The organism is Oceanicoccus sp. (assembly GCF_029238675.1).
In the GTDB taxonomy this organism is placed as follows: Bacteria; Pseudomonadota; Gammaproteobacteria; order Pseudomonadales; family Dasaniaceae; genus Oceanicoccus.
Genome location: NZ_JAQWFR010000008.1, coordinates 103,632 through 121,054 on the forward strand (window position 1 = coordinate 103,632; position 17,423 = coordinate 121,054).

At 46.3% G+C, this 17,423-nt stretch carries 17 protein-coding genes and 2 tRNA genes; 4 read left to right on the plus strand and 15 right to left on the minus strand.

Going from position 1 to position 17,423, the window contains the following annotated elements:
- Nucleotides 1-8 precede the first annotated feature (8 nt).
- Nucleotides 9-1,382: a UDP-N-acetylmuramate:L-alanyl-gamma-D-glutamyl-meso-diaminopimelate ligase gene (gene mpl / locus P8H32_RS03720; RefSeq protein WP_301088501.1), complete on the minus strand. Its 1,374-nt coding sequence runs from the start codon at nt 1,380-1,382 to the stop codon at nt 9-11.
- A gap of 94 nt (nt 1,383-1,476) precedes the next feature.
- Nucleotides 1,477-1,752: a PilZ domain-containing protein gene (locus tag P8H32_RS03725; protein ID WP_301088502.1), complete on the minus strand. Its 276-nt coding sequence runs from the start codon at nt 1,750-1,752 to the stop codon at nt 1,477-1,479.
- A gap of 199 nt (nt 1,753-1,951) precedes the next feature.
- Between P8H32_RS03725 and ppa the strand changes: the two genes are divergently transcribed.
- Complete coding sequence (gene ppa, locus P8H32_RS03730; protein WP_297292551.1) at nt 1,952-2,479, plus strand: inorganic diphosphatase; 528 nt, start codon at nt 1,952-1,954, stop codon at nt 2,477-2,479.
- Nucleotides 2,480-2,560: 81 nt separating this feature from the next.
- On the opposite strand, the gene P8H32_RS03735 is transcribed toward ppa, so the two are convergent.
- A complete protein-coding gene (locus tag P8H32_RS03735; protein WP_297292552.1) occupies nt 2,561-3,046 on the minus strand; it encodes a hypothetical protein in 486 nt (161 codons plus the stop codon).
- Nucleotides 3,047-3,340: 294 nt separating this feature from the next.
- Nucleotides 3,341-4,066 carry a M15 family metallopeptidase gene (locus P8H32_RS03740; RefSeq protein WP_301088503.1) on the minus strand — a complete coding sequence of 242 codons (726 nt, stop codon included), beginning with the start codon at nt 4,064-4,066 and terminating at the stop codon, nt 3,341-3,343.
- 100 nt (nt 4,067-4,166) lie between these two features.
- On the opposite strand from P8H32_RS03740, the gene P8H32_RS03745 reads away from it, so the two are divergent.
- Both P8H32_RS03745 and P8H32_RS03750 read left to right on the plus strand, forming a co-directional pair.
- A complete protein-coding gene (locus tag P8H32_RS03745; protein WP_297291110.1) occupies nt 4,167-4,439 on the plus strand; it encodes a TfoX/Sxy family protein in 273 nt (90 codons plus the stop codon).
- A 36-nt stretch (nt 4,440-4,475) separates the two neighbouring features.
- Entirely contained in the window at nt 4,476-4,793 is a 318-nt protein-coding gene (locus P8H32_RS03750; protein WP_297291111.1) for a Rieske 2Fe-2S domain-containing protein, read from the plus strand.
- Nucleotides 4,794-4,988: 195 nt separating this feature from the next.
- Here P8H32_RS03750 and pnp read toward each other — a convergent pair whose 3' ends face one another.
- From pnp to P8H32_RS03790, 8 genes are all read right to left on the minus strand, one after another.
- On the minus strand, nt 4,989-7,112 hold the full coding sequence (pnp, locus tag P8H32_RS03755) for a polyribonucleotide nucleotidyltransferase (RefSeq protein WP_297291332.1): 2,124 nt from the start codon (nt 7,110-7,112) through the stop codon (nt 4,989-4,991).
- Nucleotides 7,113-7,194: 82 nt separating this feature from the next.
- Entirely contained in the window at nt 7,195-7,464 is a 270-nt protein-coding gene (gene rpsO / locus P8H32_RS03760; RefSeq protein ID WP_297291338.1) for a 30S ribosomal protein S15, read from the minus strand.
- A 137-nt stretch (nt 7,465-7,601) separates the two neighbouring features.
- Nucleotides 7,602-8,561, minus strand: coding sequence for a tRNA pseudouridine(55) synthase TruB (gene truB / locus P8H32_RS03765; RefSeq protein WP_301088504.1), 960 nt, complete (start codon nt 8,559-8,561; stop codon nt 7,602-7,604).
- A gap of 5 nt (nt 8,562-8,566) precedes the next feature.
- Nucleotides 8,567-8,956: a 30S ribosome-binding factor RbfA gene (rbfA, locus tag P8H32_RS03770; RefSeq protein ID WP_297291334.1), complete on the minus strand. Its 390-nt coding sequence runs from the start codon at nt 8,954-8,956 to the stop codon at nt 8,567-8,569.
- A gap of 33 nt (nt 8,957-8,989) precedes the next feature.
- On the minus strand, nt 8,990-11,629 hold the full coding sequence (gene infB / locus P8H32_RS03775; RefSeq protein WP_301088505.1) for a translation initiation factor IF-2: 2,640 nt from the start codon (nt 11,627-11,629) through the stop codon (nt 8,990-8,992).
- A gap of 111 nt (nt 11,630-11,740) precedes the next feature.
- The gene (nusA, locus tag P8H32_RS03780) at nt 11,741-13,249 is read right to left on the minus strand and encodes a transcription termination factor NusA (RefSeq protein ID WP_297291336.1); all 1,509 of its coding nucleotides are present in this window, start codon (nt 13,247-13,249) and stop codon (nt 11,741-11,743) included.
- Nucleotides 13,250-13,308: 59 nt separating this feature from the next.
- The gene (gene rimP / locus P8H32_RS03785) at nt 13,309-13,764 is read right to left on the minus strand and encodes a ribosome maturation factor RimP (protein ID WP_297291337.1); all 456 of its coding nucleotides are present in this window, start codon (nt 13,762-13,764) and stop codon (nt 13,309-13,311) included.
- A 175-nt stretch (nt 13,765-13,939) separates the two neighbouring features.
- Nucleotides 13,940-14,016, minus strand: a tRNA-Met gene (locus P8H32_RS03790).
- 580 nt (nt 14,017-14,596) lie between these two features.
- Here P8H32_RS03790 and P8H32_RS03795 point away from each other — a divergent pair.
- Nucleotides 14,597-16,042 carry a hypothetical protein gene (locus P8H32_RS03795; RefSeq protein ID WP_301088506.1) on the plus strand — a complete coding sequence of 482 codons (1,446 nt, stop codon included), beginning with the start codon at nt 14,597-14,599 and terminating at the stop codon, nt 16,040-16,042.
- A 67-nt stretch (nt 16,043-16,109) separates the two neighbouring features.
- Here the strand turns inward: P8H32_RS03795 and P8H32_RS03800 are convergent.
- The 3 genes from P8H32_RS03800 to tpiA all read right to left on the minus strand — a co-directional run bounded on the left by P8H32_RS03800 (nt 16,110) and on the right by tpiA (nt 17,421).
- Nucleotides 16,110-16,195: transfer RNA gene (locus P8H32_RS03800), tRNA-Leu, on the minus strand.
- A 7-nt stretch (nt 16,196-16,202) separates the two neighbouring features.
- The gene (gene secG, locus P8H32_RS03805; protein WP_297292847.1) at nt 16,203-16,616 is read right to left on the minus strand and encodes a preprotein translocase subunit SecG; all 414 of its coding nucleotides are present in this window, start codon (nt 16,614-16,616) and stop codon (nt 16,203-16,205) included.
- A 43-nt stretch (nt 16,617-16,659) separates the two neighbouring features.
- On the minus strand, nt 16,660-17,421 hold the full coding sequence (gene tpiA / locus P8H32_RS03810; protein ID WP_301088507.1) for a triose-phosphate isomerase: 762 nt from the start codon (nt 17,419-17,421) through the stop codon (nt 16,660-16,662).
- Nucleotides 17,422-17,423 lie beyond the last annotated feature (2 nt).

Sequence of the window (17,423 nt, forward strand, 5' to 3'; positions counted from 1 at the left end):
GACAGTGACTACTGTGACAATGCAGTCGTTAATAATAGATGAATACCACCAAAACCACCGTTGCTCATAATAACAATATGATCACCGGCCTTACTGTCCGCCGCCAGTTGCTGCACGATCGACGGGATTGAATCACTGATGACTGCCCTGCCCTCACTGTGGTCGACCACCGATTGTAGTGACCAGTCCAGCCCCTCAGGTTGATACCAAATAACCTGGTCAGCCTCTGCGGTGACTTCGGCCAACCGATCCAGATGTGAACCCAGGCGCATGGTATTGGAGCGGGGTTCTATAACGGCAATAATGCGTTGCTCACCGGCTTGTGCATTAACCTGTGCCCGCAACCCCGCCAGAGTAGTTGCTATTGCGCTGGGGTGATGGGCAAAGTCATCGTAAACCAGGATGCCGCGATCATCATAGATTAATTCCATACGACGCTTTACACCCTGAAACTGTTGCAAAGCCTCTATGGCAATCTCGGGAGTGACGCCCACATGCCTGGCGGCGGCAATCGCAGCCAAGGCATTATTGATATTGTGCTCGCCGGTATTGGACCACTGTACTGTGCCGGCTGTGTCGCCGTTAAATAGCACATCGAAATCACTGCCATCGGCTTTGTTGGCTTTAGCCAGCCACTGGGCCGAGTTATCGGTGAGTGAAGTTTTTTCCAATTCCGACCAAAGCCCCTGGTCGAGTACCTGCTGCAGGTTATTGTCACCAGCTGGCACTATCACACGACCATTGCCGGGGATAATTCTTACCAGATGGTGGAATTGCTTTTGGATAGCGGCCAGATCTTCGAAGATATCGCCATGGTCAAACTCAAGGTTATTGAGTATGGCGGTGCGAGGGCGATAGTGGACAAACTTGGAACGTTTATCAAAGAAGGCGCTATCGTATTCATCGGCTTCAATCACAAAGAATGCCGAATCGCCCAGGGCGGCAGACACGCCAAAGTTACCGGGGACGCCACCAATCAAATAGCCTGGCTTCATACCGGCAAATTCCAGGATCCAGGCCAGCATGCTGCTAGTGGTGGTTTTGCCGTGAGTGCCGGCGGCGGCCAGTACCCAGCGGTCTTGTAATAGATGTTCAGATAACCACTGCGGGCCCGAGGTATAACGCAGACCGCGATCAAGCATGTACTCAACACAGGGGTTGCCACGGGACATGGCATTGCCCACTACAACTAAATCGGGAGCGGGATCTAATTGAACAGGATCATAGCCCTGGGTCAGGCTAATCCCCTGTTCCTCAAGCTGGGTACTCATGGGGGGGTAAACATTAGTGTCAGAACCGGTGACGGTATGACCCAACTGGCGAGCCAATATGGCCAAACCGCCCATAAAAGTCCCACAAATACCCAGGATATGGATATGCATTAATGACCCTTCTTGTTATTTAGATAGCTCAATTTGGGATTGTCGATATTTTTATTGGCGCTGATAGTAACATTGGCCAAGTACTGAGACACGCTTAATCTTCTTTGACGAAGGCCAGGCCAACACCATCGTTATCCAACCGGACGACTTTCATTTTAACAATAGGAGCATCTCCGCCCCCCATACCCTGAACCTGCACACTGACCGTCTCTCCAATAGGCGGCAAGCTGTTGCCCTCTGCCAGAATATACGCCCCACCATCAGAAATATCGCCGGTATGAAGATTAAGGTCTCCGATCTCTGGATGGGAAAGTTTTACGTCTGCACGCAGCTTGGTTCTTACATGTTCACGTTTATTGCTACCGGACACTGTTATTTCCTTGTATTTAAACTCAAACTCACTTTAATAAGGTTAGCATAGACCATACAAACAGCAATAGATTCAATGATTTAGAGAATCCAGTCAGATTTATTGGTATTCCTCGCTGGTCAGTTTATAATCGCGCCTGCTATTTTTGAGCACACTTTTAAGCACAACCCGAATACACACTGCAATCTGGACATTTATCATGAGCTTTAACAACATCCCAGCAGGTAAAGACCTGCCAAACGATATCTATGTCGTTATTGAAATTCCTGCCAACCACGACCCAATCAAGTATGAAATTGATAAAGATATGGATTGCCTATTGGTTGACCGCTTTATGGCAACACCTATGTTCTACCCTGCCAACTACGGTTATATCTCTAACACTTTATCTGAAGATGGCGACCCACTAGACGTATTGGTTGTTACTCCTTATCCAGTTGCACCGGGTGCTGTTATCCGCAGCCGTCCAATCGGTATTTTGAACATGAGCGACGAAGCTGGCCAAGACGCCAAGCTGATCGCTGTACCTCATGACAAACTGTCTACTATTTATCAAGACGTCCAGGAGCCTTCTGATCTGCCAGAATTATTGATCAAGCAGATCGAGCACTTCTTTGAAAATTATAAAGATTTAGAGAAAGGCAAATGGGTTAAGATTGATGGCTGGGCTGGCAGTGAAGCCGCCAAAGCTGAGATTATGAAATCAGCTGAAGCCTATAAGGGCTAAGCAGATTAACTACACAAAAAAGCCGGACTTTATGTCCGGCTTTTTTGTGCACGTAATATTACAACGACTTATTGTCAGGTTTTATTTTGCCCTGACTTTCTTCGGAGAGGAACCGACCAGTTTTTTATAAAGCTTGGTTTTTCTATTAATCAGCTTGTGCTTCGCGTAAGCATTAACAGCTTGCAACCACGCCTCCTCTTTTCCATGAGCCCGGATAGAAAAACTGGTACAAAATATTTTATTCTCTAACTCAGAAGCAATTCCCACTTGAAATATAGGGGTTACTGTACCGCTTTTCTCAGTTTTACATAAATAACTTATCCCCTTAACGGATCCGTCATCATTAAAACATCGGTAGGCTTTCAACTTTTTCTTTACCTTAATCTGCTCCTCGGACAACGCCTCATCACGAGCAATGGCAAGCATTTCAACCTGCTTTCTTAGTTTGGGCACCATGCGTTTACCGTCTTTTTTCAGTGAGAAATATTCCTGGTAAAGCTTTCCATTCACTGTACGTCGAACACGATATCCATAAAACGCTTCATTATCTAAAAGTTTTATACTCACTATAATCCACTCCATTAAGTACATGGCCGTGAAATAAAACGATCACTGCCTTGTATAACCAATATTTGACGATTCAAATATTTTCCAAAAAACATCCGCAATATCTTTTGAGGCCCCATGCTTTAATAAGCATTCAAAATAATATCTTAGATGTAAGAAGTATAAATAGTAATTAAGAAATGTCTATCCGTTAATACGTCTAAAGGACTAGCTAAATAACAAGGGTTTAGTATTACAACTAAGTGGCTGTTATAAAAACTACCAGCCGCTTTTTCTGGCTGGTTAAGCTGTTAATTATTCAGTTAATTGAAAGGCTTGCGGATAATTTTCCTGGGGGATATCAATATAATGCTGAAAAATTCTATCAATATTTTCCAGCAGGGTATTTTTTAAAGCGACAGGTCGCGCCTGAATCACTGCAACCCAATCGTCCAGTGCAAATTCTTGCTGAAATGACGATGATAAAGGCGCAAAACTTAAGTGCCAGCGCTCCGGTGCAATACCGCCTTGATCAATCTGGTATGGGCGAAAAAAACCCTGCGCATTATCAGTATTTATTTGCTGATCAAGCCATTGATGTAACGGGGCAAAGGGGCCAGAGCCGACGGTTTCTTCAGTGGTGAGCTGTAGTTGGTAATCATCGGCTATGGCTGCACGGTCATAGATATCTATATCACTTCCCCAGTGGTGGCGGGATGCCCCGGGTAATGCCGACCAACGTAAAATAGCCTGAACCTGTTGCCACGGATCCAGCTGCGCCATATCAACCGGTTGTCCACTCTGGTCCAGCACGGGGCGCTCACCATTGGCTTTGGCGTTCCAGATCAATAGCTGGCGCTCAAAATCCCTGTAGCCACTGGCAATAACCAACTCAAAACCTGCCGCTTTAGCCTCTAGCTGGAGCCTCTGAAAAGGCCTCAGGGCCTCTCGATGAATGCCGCAACCCATCGTTTCAAAGTCGATATCGCTACTGTCCAACCCATAGAGGTGGCCTGCCGTTAGTGAAGTCGCTGCCTGCATAAGAACGCCGATAATTAATGGTTGATTGATCTATAAAAAAATAGCTATTATAAGTTCAGGATGTAATCAACTTATAATAACAACATACCAGAGAACAAGCATGCAAAGTGATTTGCTAGAACTGAAAAACCTCGGTAATACCTCTATTAACTGGCTGCGCGCTATTGGTGTACAAAGCCGTGAAGACCTGCAGAACAAAGGGGTCGTAGAGGCCTATAGTGAGATTAAAGGTCGCGGTATTCGGGTATCTAAAGTCTTACTTTACGCACTGCATGGGGCCATGACAGATACACACTGGAATGATCTGGACAATCAAACCAAGCAAGAGCTTTTACAACAAGCGGAAAATTTGGCTAATTCGAATACCGCATAGTCGTTACAAATACCCCCCCTCTCGAGCTAATCGCAAATGACCGTACTATGCCATATCGATGATATCGACGACGAGCAATCCAAAGGCTTTGAAGTCGGTGGCGACAACTTGTTTGCCGTTAAAAAGAATGGGCAGGTTTTTCTTTATCGCAATAGCTGCCCACATCTGGGTGTTGAATTGAATTGGCAGGAAGATAAATTTTTGGATATGGATGGGATGTTGATTCAGTGCTCTACCCATGGTGCCTTGTTTTTAATTGAGGATGGGGCTTGTGTTTCGGGGCCTTGTCAGGGGCAGCAGTTGCAAGCGGTTGGGTTTGGGATTGTTGATGGGATGATTAGCTTAGTTGATTAAGTGTAGGAGTACCCCCAAAAAAGACCGTCATTCCCGCGAAGGCGGGAATCCAGTGCTGTTATTTCCGCTCTGGCGGAAATAACAGTATAAGGATGCAGTCTGGATTCCCGCCTTCGCGGGAATGACGAGGTATCGCGGGAATGACGGGGTACAAAAAAGGGAGCCATAGGCTCCCTTAATGTTTTACAGCAGTAATTACTCCGCTGCAGAATCTTCTTCAGCAGCTGGAGCCGCTTCTTCCAATTCTTTCATAGATAGCTTAATGCGACCGCGCTGGTCGACATCGAGTACCTTAACTTTGATCACCTGACCTTCGGCCAAGTAGTCAGTCACTTTCTCAACACGTTCCTGAGAGATCTGTGAGATGTGTACCAGACCATCTTTACCAGGCAGGATATTAACGAAAGCACCGAAATCAACGATACGGGCAACCGTACCCTCGTAGATAGCACCGACTTCAGCTTCAGCAGTAATTTCTTCTACTTTAGCTACCGCTGCGTCACGAGAGGCGGCATCAGATCCGTAAATGCGGATAGTACCGTCATCATCGATATCAACAGTAGCGCCGGTTTCTTCAGTAATAGAACGGATAGTTGCACCACCTTTACCGATAACATCACGAATCTTGTCGCTGTCGATTTTAAAAGTAGCCATGCTTGGCGCGTTGTCAGAAACCGTAGTACGGGACTCGCTCAATACCTGATTCATCTGGCCAAGGATATGTAGACGCGCTTCAAGAGCCTGCTCTAAAGCAATGCTCATGATCTGCTCATTGATACCTTCAATTTTGATATCCATTTGCAGAGCAGTAATACCATCGGCAGTACCAGCTACTTTAAAGTCCATATCGCCCAGGTGATCTTCATCACCCAGGATATCGGTCAATACCGCAAAACGCTCGCCTTCTTTAACCAGACCCATGGCGATACCAGCAACCGGTGCTTTCAACGGTACACCCGCTTCCATCATCGACAAACTAGCTACACAGGCACTAGCCATTGAGCTGGAACCGTTAGATTCAGTAATCTCTGAAACAACACGGATAGTGTAAGGAAAGTCTTCAGCATTAGGCAGAACAGCAGCAACACCACGACGCGCCAAACGACCATGACCTACTTCACGACGGCTAGTGAAACCAATACGGCCACACTCACCAACAGAGTAAGGAGGGAAGTTATAGTGCAACATAAAGTTATCTTCGCGCTTACCTTCAAGGGCGTCGATTAACTGTGCATCACGGGTAGTGCCTAAAGTGGTAACACCAATCGCCTGAGTTTCACCACGGGTAAATAGTGCTGAACCGTGAGCTTTATCCAATACACCAACTTCAACGTTGATCGGACGAACAGTGCTGCTGTCACGGCCATCGATACGCGCTTCACCATTAAGGATACGCTGACGAACGGTATTTTTTTCCAACTTCTTGAAAACGTCCTGAACGTCACCAGCGGCGTATTCAGCTTCATCACCTGAAGCCAACTGCTCAATCGCCTGAGTCTTTAAGTCACCCAGCTTGCTGTAACGCTCTGCTTTATCGATCACGCGGTAAGCATCACCAACGCCCTGCTTAAAGCCTGTGGCAACGGCGGCCAATAGCGCTGTGTTTTCTTCTTCTGGCTGCCAATCCCAACGGGGCTTGCCAACTTCAGCGGCTAATTCTGCAACCACTTTAACAACAGCTTGCATTTCCTGGTGGGCAAACAAAACCGCGCCCAACATTTGATCTTCGCTCAGCTCTTGCGCTTCTGATTCAACCATTAGTACGGCATCAGCAGTACCGGCAACAACCATATCCAACGAGCTTTCAGCCAACTGGCTGTAGCTTGGGTTTAGGATATAACCTGACTCAGCAGTGAAACCAACACGGGCTGCACCGACTGGACCATTAAACGGTACGCCAGAAATAGACAATGCTGCAGAAGTACCAATCAACGCTGCGATATCTGGATCAGTCTCCGTATCCGCAGACATAACCGTACAAACAACCTGTACTTCATTTTTGAAACCGTTAGGGAATAACGGACGAATTGGACGGTCAATTAAACGTGAGGTTAGCGTTTCTTTTTCAGAAGGACGCGCTTCACGCTTGAAGAAACCACCGGGAATTTTACCAACCGCATACGCTTTTTCCTGGTAATGAACGCCTAATGGAAAAAAGTCCATGCCTTCTTTGGCTGACTTGGCGGCTACAACAGTACAAAGTACCTGTACGTCGCCCATAGATACCAATACGGCACCTGTAGCTTGACGGGCAATGCGACCTGTTTCTAGAGTTACGGTGTGTTCACCGAATTGAAATGATTTTTTAACTGGATTCACTGATGAAATCCTCCCTTGTGGGATAACAATAAAAGCCCCGGGTTCTTCAACCTACATCACCGGGGCTCACGACTTTTACTACTTAACGACGTAAACCTAAACGCTTGATCAGGCTGGTGTAACGCTCTGAATTTTTGCCTTTCAAGTAATCCAGTAATTTACGACGCTGGTTAACCATACGAATCAAACCACGACGAGAGTGGTGATCGTGATTGTGATCACTGAAGTGACCCTGCAATTTTTCGATATTGGCTGTTAGTAATGCAACCTGCACTTCTGGTGAGCCGGTATCGCCTTCTGCAGTTTGATACTCTTTTACTACTTCTGATTTCTCAGCGGCTGATAATGCCATTTTTCTTTCCTCATTAAAGTTAATATGCAAAAGCAAAGCACTTTTATGCTTTGCCATTTATTCAGCCTGACCGTGCATATTTACAGACAGGCTATTTCAACCGGTAACACACTCGTAAGCGCCCTACCTGTTAACTCTTAATTCGCAGCTATTAAACGCTTTGGCCCAACCTGGCCACCGTCTAACACTTCTCCAATGCCGATAAAATCTCTCGACTCAGAGTACATTCTTACTATGTCACCTTCATGACAGTTTTCAGGCATCACCGATACTGAAACAGCGTGCCCACGTAACATATAAAATACGGCGGACTCTGCTAGCGTCACTTCGGGCAGATGCATAACTGCTACATCAACCGGTTCTAGCAAAGCGTCCAGGGCTTCATAGCCTTCGGTCTCAACCTTTTCCGCCAAAGCTTCCAGCGTGGTTAGGGAAACCGCTTGAGCCTCTTTAAAAGGCCCCGCTTGTACTCGGTGTAACGCTTTAACATGTGCGCCACAATCCAGCTCTAAACCTAAATCTTCTGCAATAGAGCGAACATAAGTGCCCTTACTACAGTGGATATAAACATCGGCTTCCGGTTGGCCACCGGTTTCCTCTGCACTGCGAAACGCCTCTAAACGAATATCAAATATCGTTACCTGACGAACCTTTCGCTCTACTTCTATACCTTTGCGCGCTAATTTATACAGCGGCTGCCCTTGATGTTTTAATGCTGAAAACATCGAAGGTACTTGTTCTATCTCACCCGAAAACCTGGGTAGCAATGCTAATACATCAGCCTCTGTAACCGCGCTGGCATCACGCTCTTCCAACACTTCACCATCGGCATCGCCGCTGGCGGTGATCACTCCGAATAAAAAAGTACTTCGGTACGCTTTATCAGAGTCCAGTAAAAACTGGGAAAACTTGGTCGCCTCACCAAAGCACACCGGCAGCACACCGGTAGCCAATGGATCCAAACTACCGGTATGTCCTGCCTTTTGGGCAAAGAACAATCGCTTGGCAATTTGCAGCGACCGATTAGAACTTTGACCCGCTGGCTTATCGACGATTAATACGCCGTTAACCGGTCTACCGCGACGTTTTTTTGCCACAGTTTCTAACGACTCTTTTCATCATCTGAAAAAGCTTTATCTGCAGAAACAGCCTTATCAATCAAATTCGACAAATGCTGACCGCGCCCAACACTGCTATCAAAATAAAACCGCAGTCTTGGCGTAGTGCGGGCATTATTATTTTTCGCAATTTGCGTTCGCAAAAAGCCCGCCGCCTTGTTTAATACTTCGATAGACTCAGAGGCTTCCTCTTCACTATCTTTGCCCAGCACTGTCATAAAGACTTTGGCATGGGACATATCGCGACTCACTTCCACATCGGTAATACTGACCATACCGACGCGAGGATCACGCACTTCAAACTGTATCAGGCTGGCCAATTCCTGTTTTAGGAAATCACCAACCCGTTGCGTACGACTGTATTCTTTCGCCATCAGTTTTGCTCTATTGAGACAACACGCGCCCGCTTAAAGCGTCCGTGCATACTCCTTCACTTCGTACACTTCAATTTTATCGCCAGGCTTAACATCGTTGTAGTTTTTCACACCGATACCACATTCCATACCGTTGCGAACTTCTGCTACGTCATCTTTAAAGCGACGCAGTGATTCCAACTCACCTTCATAGATAACTACATCATCGCGTAATACGCGGATTGGGTTGCTGCGATATAAAGTACCGTCAATAACCATACAACCGGCTATCGCACCAAACTTCGGTGACTTAAATACATCACGAACTTCGGCCGTACCGTTAATTTCTTCGCGCATTTCAGGACTTAACATACCTGACAGAGCTTGTTTAACATCATCGATTAAATCATAAATAACGCTGTAGTAACGCAGGTCAACGCCCTCTTCTTCAACCGCTTTACGGGCCGCGCCATCAGCACGGACGTTAAAACCAAACACAACCGCATTAGAGGTTAGCGCCAATGTAATATCGGTTTCAGTAATACCACCGACACCACCACTCACAATATTCACTTGAACTTCTTCGTTGCCCATTTCTAATAATGAGCTTTGAATAGCTTCCAGGGAACCGCGCACATCGGCCTTCACAACAATATTGAGCGACTTACTTTCTTCTTCGCCCATATTGGCAAACATATTTTCCAGCTTGGACGCTTGCTGGCGTTTGAGTTTATCTTCACGGTCTTTAATCTGGCGGAACTCCGCCATTTCACGGGCGCGTTTTTCATTTTCCAGCACCACAAAAGAATCACCGGCATTCGGTGTACCATCAAGACCTAGAATTTCAACGGGGATAGAGGGGCCAGCCACATCAATAGGCTTACCGTTTTCATCGAGCATGGCGCGAACGCGACCAAACTGTTGACCCGCCAGTACCACATCACCTTTACGTAATGTACCCGCCTGAACCAATACCGATGAAATAGAACCACGACCTTTATCCAGACGGGATTCGATCACAATACCTTTACCCGGAATATCTGCTGGCGCTTCAAGCTCTAACAATTCGGCTTGTAGTAGCAGAGCTTCTAATAAATCATCAACACCTTCACCGGAATGAGCAGACACATTAATAAACTGTGTATCACCACCCCAGTCTTCAGGGATAACATCTTTGGCAGCTAATTCGTTACGTACACGATCGGGATCAGCACCTTCTTTGTCAATTTTGTTAACCGCAACCACTAATGGTACTCCAGCAGCGCGAGCATGCTTCACCGCCTCTTCAGTTTGTGGCATAACGCCATCGTCGGCGGCAACAACCAGGATAACGATATCGGTACTCTTGGCACCCCGTGCACGCATAGCAGTAAACGCGGCGTGTCCCGGTGTATCCAGGAAGGTGATCATGCCTTTATCAGTTTCTACGTGGTAGGCACCGATATGCTGGGTAATACCACCGGCTTCGCCACTGGCAACACGGGACTCACGGATATAATCCAGTAGCGATGTTTTACCGTGGTCAACGTGACCCATAACAGTAACAACCGGCGCTCTTGTTTCCATGGTGCCTTCGTGGAGGTTTAAGCTATCTTCCAGCTGCTCTTCCATTTCCAGGCCAGTCACCAAGTTGGCGGTGTGCCCTAATTCTTCAACCACTAACTGCGCAGTTTCCTGATCAAGACTTTGGTTGATAGTCGCCATTACACCAAGCTTCATTAGCTCTTTAACAACCACAATACCTTTAACATTCATTTTTGCTGCTAATTCAGCAACCGTAATAGCTTCAGGAATATCGACATTAAGCACAGTTTTAGTATCCGCTGGCTTGGCAAAGCCGTGTGTTTTTGCACCTGCAGGCAATTTTAATACGCGCTGCTTACGGCGGCCGCGATGATCGGTACCTTCACCATCCATAAAGGCATCAACGTTTTTAATATTATGGGTACGGTTTTTACCCCGGGTCTTTGGTGCCAGCTTGCCGCTACGCTTCTTTTTCTTATCAGAAAGTTCGTCTTCTTTATCTTTCGCAGCTGATGGTGCTTCATGGCGCCGGCGAACCGGTTTTTCATCGGCGGTCTTATCTACCGCCTTGGTTTTCTCTGCACGCTCTTGCTCAGCTTTCTTAGCAGCAATCGCGGCTTGCTGTAATTCTTTATCTTTGGCTTCTTTGTCTTTGCGCTTGACTGCCGCATGTTGACGTAGCATTTCAGGATCCATTTGGGACTTATCCTGAATTTCTTCAACAAACTCATCTGTACTGGCAACAAGCTCTTCTGCTTTTGATGCTTCAACCGGAGTTTCTTCAATCTCTGACGCTTGTGCCTCAGCAGGAGCTGCCGCGGCTTCTTCAGCCAAACGTTCGGCTTCAGCGGCTTCCGCTAATAGCTCGGCAGGATCACGCTTAACGTAGGTACGTTTTTTACGCACTTCTACATTAACGGTTTTTCTGCCCTGGCTACCGCTGGTTTTTAGCGTGCTTAGGGTTTTTCTTTTCAGCGTGATTTTCTTTGGCGCATCCGTTGATTCACCATGGCTGGTTTTCAAGAACGACAGCAAAGTTTGCTTATCTTCATCTGACACCACCTCATCAACGGAGGTGTGTTTTAAGCCTGCCTGTTTCATCTGCGTTAACAGACGGTCGGCAGGTGCGCCAACGACTTCGGCTAGTTGGCTTACTGTAACTTCTGCCATTCAGTTCTCTCCAGTACCTTTCTTCGGCATCTTCGGTCAATTTGCTAATGCAACTGACCTCGACAATTTCAACAATCGACTCGTTTGTTAGAGATATTCGATTCCAGCTCGCTACTGCTGATTTTGTTGCTCTTCAGCTTCTGCGAACCATGGGGCACGCGCAGTCATAATCAATTCACCGGCCTTCTGTTCATCAAGGCCTTCAATTTCTACCAGGTCATCAATTGCTTGCTCGGCAAGATCTTCCATGGTGATAATACCTTTGCTGGCTAATACAAAAGCCAGGTGACGTTCCATACCATCCATATTCAGCAAGTCTTTTGCAGGCTCTGTTTCACCCAACTGCTCTTCACTGGCAATGGCTTGAGTTAGCAGGGCATCTTTAGCACGGGCACGTAACTCTTCAGCAATTTCTTCATCAAAGCCATCGATACCCATCATTTCTTCAAGGGGTACATAGGCCACCTCTTCTAAAGAGGTAAAACCTTCTTCTACCAATACTTCTGCTACGCTCTGGTCAACATCCAGACTTTCCATAAATTCGCCAATCACAACACCAGATTCTTTCTCGTGTTTCTCAGAGGCATCTTCCATGCTCATGACATTGATGGTCCAGGTGGTTAGGTCACTTGCTAAACGCACATTTTGACCACTGCGACCAATGGCCTGGGCCAGGTTATCTTCGGCAACGGCAACATCCATTGAGCGAGTATCTTCGTCAACAACAATGGACTCTACTTCGGCCGGAGCCATCGCATTGATAACTAATTGTGCCGGGTTGTCGTCCCATAAAATAATATCAACACGCTCATTACCCAGCTCGCCAGAGACTGCCTGTACACGTGAACCACGCATACCTACACAGGCGCCAATAGGGTCGATACGACCATCGTTAGTTTTTACTGCAATCTTGGCCCGTGAACCGGGGTCACGGGCGGCGGCACGAATTTCAATCACTTCTTCTGAGATTTCTGGTACTTCAACTTTAAATAGTTCGATCAACATATCCGAGCAAGCGCGACTTAAGAACAGCTGCGGACCACGGGCTTCTGGACGAACGTCTTGCAAGATTGCACGAACTCGATCACCCATACGGAAAACTTCACGACCCACTAACTCTTCACGGGGTAAAGAGGCTTCGGCATTATTACCTAAATCAACAATAATATTGTCGCGGGTCACTTTTTTAACGGTACCGCTAATCAGTTCTCCCACTCTGTGCTCGTATTCTTCAACGACTTGAGCACGTTCAGCTTCACGAACCTTTTGGACAATAACTTGCTTGGCAGTTTGCGCGGCAATACGACCAAAGCCTACGTTCTCAACCTGCTCTTTATGAATATCACCAACTTGTAGCGAAGCATCTTTCTCAGCGGCTTCTTCAGTGGTGAACTGCGTGCCCAATAAAGCCATTTCATCATCGGGTACAACCAACCACTGGCGGTAGGTTTCGTAGTTACCGTCTTCACGATCGATAATGACATTGATATCGGCATCTTCGTCATAGCGTTTTTTGGTTGCGCTGGCCAAAGCCTGCTCGATAGCTTCAAAGATAATATCTCGCGATACACCTTTCTCGTTGGATACGGCTTCTGCTACCAGCAAAATTTCTTTGTTCATTGTCCGCCTCGTTTGTACAAAACCTGGGTAAATGTCTTGCGATACTATTTCCGCAGCCTTTAAAAGCTGGGAACAATATTCGCTTTATCAATTAAATCAAAAGGCAATAAGTATTCGTCGCTATCAACGGCTACCACTACATCGCCCTCTTCCATCCCGGTCAACTGTCCGGAAAAATTTTTGCGCCCTTCAAAAGGTGTACGCAAACGTACTTTAACTTGTTCTCCAATATGAAGACCAAATTGCTCCAGTGTAAACAGTGGCCGCTCCATCCCCGGGGAAGAAACTTCCAGGGTGTACTCACCCATAATCGGGTCTTCAACATCAAACACACTACTAACCTGGCGGCTGACTTTAGCGCAGTCATCCACATCAATACCGTTAACATGGTCGATATAGATTCTTACAATGGACTGCTTGCCATGCGATACATATTCCACACCCCACAGATCAACACCCAAGGCCTCAGCGACGGGTTTAACCAAAGCTGTCAGTTGTGCGTCTTTACCTGCCATTCAAATTCCACCAACAAAAAATGGGCATAAAGCCCACTTCCTTAAGCAGTTACCAGCACCCCGATATATAAGCCGGAATGACAATACTGCGCCTAATAAAAAGCCCCTAATAAGGGGCCTGAAAACTGCATCGCCAAATTGATCAAAGCACGATCAACCCCGACACTTTAAAATTTGGTAGCGGGGGCCAGATTTGAACTGACGACCTTCGGGTTATGAGCCCGACGAGCTACCAGGCTGCTCCACCCCGCATCAAAACAATATGCCCCTTAGACATATCGAGCACAAATCCCACCACTATCTTCCACTAGCCGCCATAACACGGCTGAGCACGACAAAATTTGTGGGCGAATTATAGGGACAAGGCCCCATGTGGTCAACCAATTACTCAGTCTTTTCAAGGTGCTGCTACACAGCTTTTAGACAAAAAAACACCGATTGCTTCCAGCAGGGCGCTTTTGAAGATTTGGCGCCGAAGGCCTGAAGATTCTCCCTAAAGGCACCAATAACTAAGCACAAACAAGCAATATCAATACGTTAGTGTCCTCAAAGCTACCGTTAAGAGGTAAAAATTGTCTATTTATAATGCCTAACGGTGTTGTTAAGGCCCCTGTAGGGATTCTTTGAACTGCCATGCTGGCACATCGCCTCAGAGATTTACTATAAAAATCATACAATTACGACGGTAGGTTATATGCATAGTTCTCTTATCTCACTTGTAAGGTATAGTACCTGGCGAGTGAAAAGTACTTGGCGGATTAAGTTTTATCTATAGATTTTTTCCAGCAGAGTATTGGGAGACTCTTAACTTTAATAAAAATAAAGGTATCTTATGAAATTAAAACTATTAAAAATAATAATAATGCTTTCTATAAGTACTGGATATGGACATGCAGCCACTAATGAAGCACCCACTAATGCAGAACTTTACGAAATGCTCAAGGCAAACCAGCAGCAACTTTCTGAAGCCAAGAAAAACCTTGTAGGTACTAATTCTGAATACAGCTATAAGGTGCTAGATCACGCTGAAAGCACCAATACCAAGCAGCTTTATCAGTTACAAGCCATACGTGACGGCATGTTACAAAGCAAGCTTACATTGGGTGGTCAGGTCACAGCTTTAGTCAATTATCAAAAAGCTAACGAAGACTCTAAGTTCGGCTGGTTAATGCGGCATCCAACATCCGCTAACCAAATTGGTGAAACGGTTTCTGAAGCAGTTATCCATTCAAGTAATTTAAATGTGACGGCAAAGCTGGCCGATAGTTTTACTGGCTATGTTGAATTGCTCTATAACCCCGAGCAAAACTTTGCTTCAGGTTCATCTATTACCGGCTTGCCGCGTAACAATGTGAATGTACGTCGTGCCTATATTTTATGGGGCGATCTTGCCAAATCACCTGTTTACGCCTCAGTCGGTAAAATGGATATTCCTTTCGGTCTTAATGACACAGTTAGCCCATTTACTAATTCAACTAACTGGCATTCATTTGCAGGTTTAGCTTATGGTGGCTTAGTCGGTTATTCTAAAGATAATCTTCATTTACGTGCGATGATCATTCAAGGTGGTGCTCAGTTCAGAAATGCGAACTCACCGGTTAAAGGCACAAACGTACCGTCATTAATCAATAACTATGCACTAGATGCAAATGTTGATATTAAGGTGTCAGAAAATGCCACCGTTCATGTTGGTGCGAGTTACCAATATGGTTCAAGCTATTGCCAGAGTTATGAAGATGACCCTACAACGCACGTTGTGGCAGGCCCGGGTGCACCAACAATTAATCCTGAACCACAAGGTGTACGTCACTTTAATGCCTGTATGGACAATAATGATTCGGTATCTTTGTACTCTACATATACTGCTGATGGTTTAAAGTTATTGGTTGAGTATGCAGAAACCCTGAAAGTTTGGCCGGGTACCTTTAACCCTTATATCCCTGAGTTTGCTGCAGCAAAGAATAAGACCTTTACTGTGGGCGCACGTCAGTCGGCTAATGTTGGCCTAGCCAATGATGTTGACTTCTCAGTTGAGTTTAGTCGTTTTGAAGCTGGCCCATCCGGCTCGCCATGGGAAAAACAAGATCAGTTAGTACTGGGAGCATCGTACTATGTTGCGCCGAATGTTAACTTGTTTGCCGAAGCCATTCGCGTTGAGGGTTGGGTGCCATTAAACTTTTTAAGTGGTGGTAATCCTGGAAGCGAAGTGGGTACTTCATGGTCAAGTCAAACATCGACGACTGAAGTATTTACCTTAGGTATTCAAGCGGCTTTCTAGTCTGGCCGGTTTTGTTTAGAAAGGGCATGTCGTATCTGAGTGGATACGGCATGCCTTTTTAACTATTTGGTGCCGAAGGCGGGACTTGAACCCGCACGAGCATAGCTCACCACCCCCTCAAGATGGCGTGTCTACCAATTCCACCACTTCGGCTTGTTCGTTAAATCTCAGGGATGTCTAACTCAGAGGGCGCTGCTGGAGCGTCTAATACGGGTATATCGTCACTAAGGCCTTGCCCTATAGCCGCCTCATCGATAGCCGGGATATCACCTTCAGCAACTGGTGCAAACTGACTTTCAACAACCGCAGGTACTGGCAGATCTACCGCATTGACTGCAACGGACTGGTTTTTAGCGATAACAGCCAAACCAAAGCTGGTAGCAAAAAATAAGGTCACTAACCATGAAGTAGACGTGGTTAATACATTACCGCCGCCACCGCTGCCAAATAGGGTTTGGGATGAACCAGCACCGAAAGATGCGCCCATATCGGCTCCCTTGCCTTGCTGAATCATAATTAAGCCAATAATGGCTAAAGCCGCCAACATATGTACGATTAATATAATCTGTTCCATCTTTTATTCTCTGATCTCTATAATTTTCTTAAAAAACAAATGGTTAGCTGATTGCAGCCACACAAATAGCGGCAAAATCTTCAGCCTTTAATGATGCACCGCCCACTAAGGCGCCATCAATATCCTGCTTACCGAATAACTCCGCAGCATTATCCGCTTTAACACTGCCACCGTACAATAGCTGCAAACCTTCAGCTACGGCCTGGCTCTCCGCTGCCAGTACCTGACGAATATGGGCATGAACTTCCTGAGCCTGCTCAGGAGAGGCCGTTTTACCGGTACCAATAGCCCAAATAGGTTCATAGGCAATAACCGATGCCGCTATAGCCTCAATACCAGCCACGGCGATAACGGCTTTAATTTGCTGCTCTATCCAGGGCAATGTGTCACCAGCTTCACGCTGTGCCAGGCTTTCGCCGACACATAGGATAGGTGTTAGACCCTGAGACTGAACAGCAATAAATTTAGCCGCAATATCCGCATCTGACTCAGAGAATAAGGTTCTGCGCTCTGAGTGACCGACTATCACATACTGACAATCTAACTCAGCCAGCATGGTCGCGGACACCTCACCGGTATAAGCGCCCTCTTGCTGGTCACTCACATTTTGAGCACCGCAGGCAATCATCGAGCCTGCTAACTGCTTGCTGACCGATGAGATATAGACAGAAGGAGGACAAACGGCAATTCCCACCTGCTCACTGGATACGGCACTCAGCTGCTGTTGCAACCCGGAAAGCAATTGATCAATGCTGGCGGTTGAGCCATGCATTTTCCAATTACCTACTACTAAGTTGCGACGCATTG

Excerpts from the sequence above, each read along its gene's own strand:
- P8H32_RS03745 (WP_297291110.1), top strand. The coding sequence starts at position 4,167 with ATGCAAAGTGATTTGCTAGAACTGAAAAACCTCGGTAATACCTCTATT.
- P8H32_RS03750 (WP_297291111.1), top strand. The coding sequence starts at position 4,476 with ATGACCGTACTATGCCATATCGATGATATCGACGACGAGCAATCCAAA.
- P8H32_RS03740 (WP_301088503.1), bottom strand. The coding sequence starts at position 4,066 with ATGCAGGCAGCGACTTCACTAACGGCAGGCCACCTCTATGGGTTGGAC.
- secG (WP_297292847.1), bottom strand. The coding sequence starts at position 16,616 with ATGGAACAGATTATATTAATCGTACATATGTTGGCGGCTTTAGCCATT.
- rbfA (WP_297291334.1), bottom strand. The coding sequence starts at position 8,956 with ATGGCGAAAGAATACAGTCGTACGCAACGGGTTGGTGATTTCCTAAAA.
- tpiA (WP_301088507.1), bottom strand. The coding sequence starts at position 17,421 with ATGCGTCGCAACTTAGTAGTAGGTAATTGGAAAATGCATGGCTCAACC.
- nusA (WP_297291336.1), bottom strand. The coding sequence starts at position 13,249 with ATGAACAAAGAAATTTTGCTGGTAGCAGAAGCCGTATCCAACGAGAAA.
- ppa (WP_297292551.1), top strand. The coding sequence starts at position 1,952 with ATGAGCTTTAACAACATCCCAGCAGGTAAAGACCTGCCAAACGATATC.
- P8H32_RS03795 (WP_301088506.1), top strand. The coding sequence starts at position 14,597 with ATGAAATTAAAACTATTAAAAATAATAATAATGCTTTCTATAAGTACT.
- infB (WP_301088505.1), bottom strand. The coding sequence starts at position 11,629 with ATGGCAGAAGTTACAGTAAGCCAACTAGCCGAAGTCGTTGGCGCACCT.
- rpsO (WP_297291338.1), bottom strand. The coding sequence starts at position 7,464 with ATGGCATTATCAGCCGCTGAGAAATCAGAAGTAGTAAAAGAGTATCAA.
- mpl (WP_301088501.1), bottom strand. The coding sequence starts at position 1,382 with ATGCATATCCATATCCTGGGTATTTGTGGGACTTTTATGGGCGGTTTG.
- rimP (WP_297291337.1), bottom strand. The coding sequence starts at position 13,764 with ATGGCAGGTAAAGACGCACAACTGACAGCTTTGGTTAAACCCGTCGCT.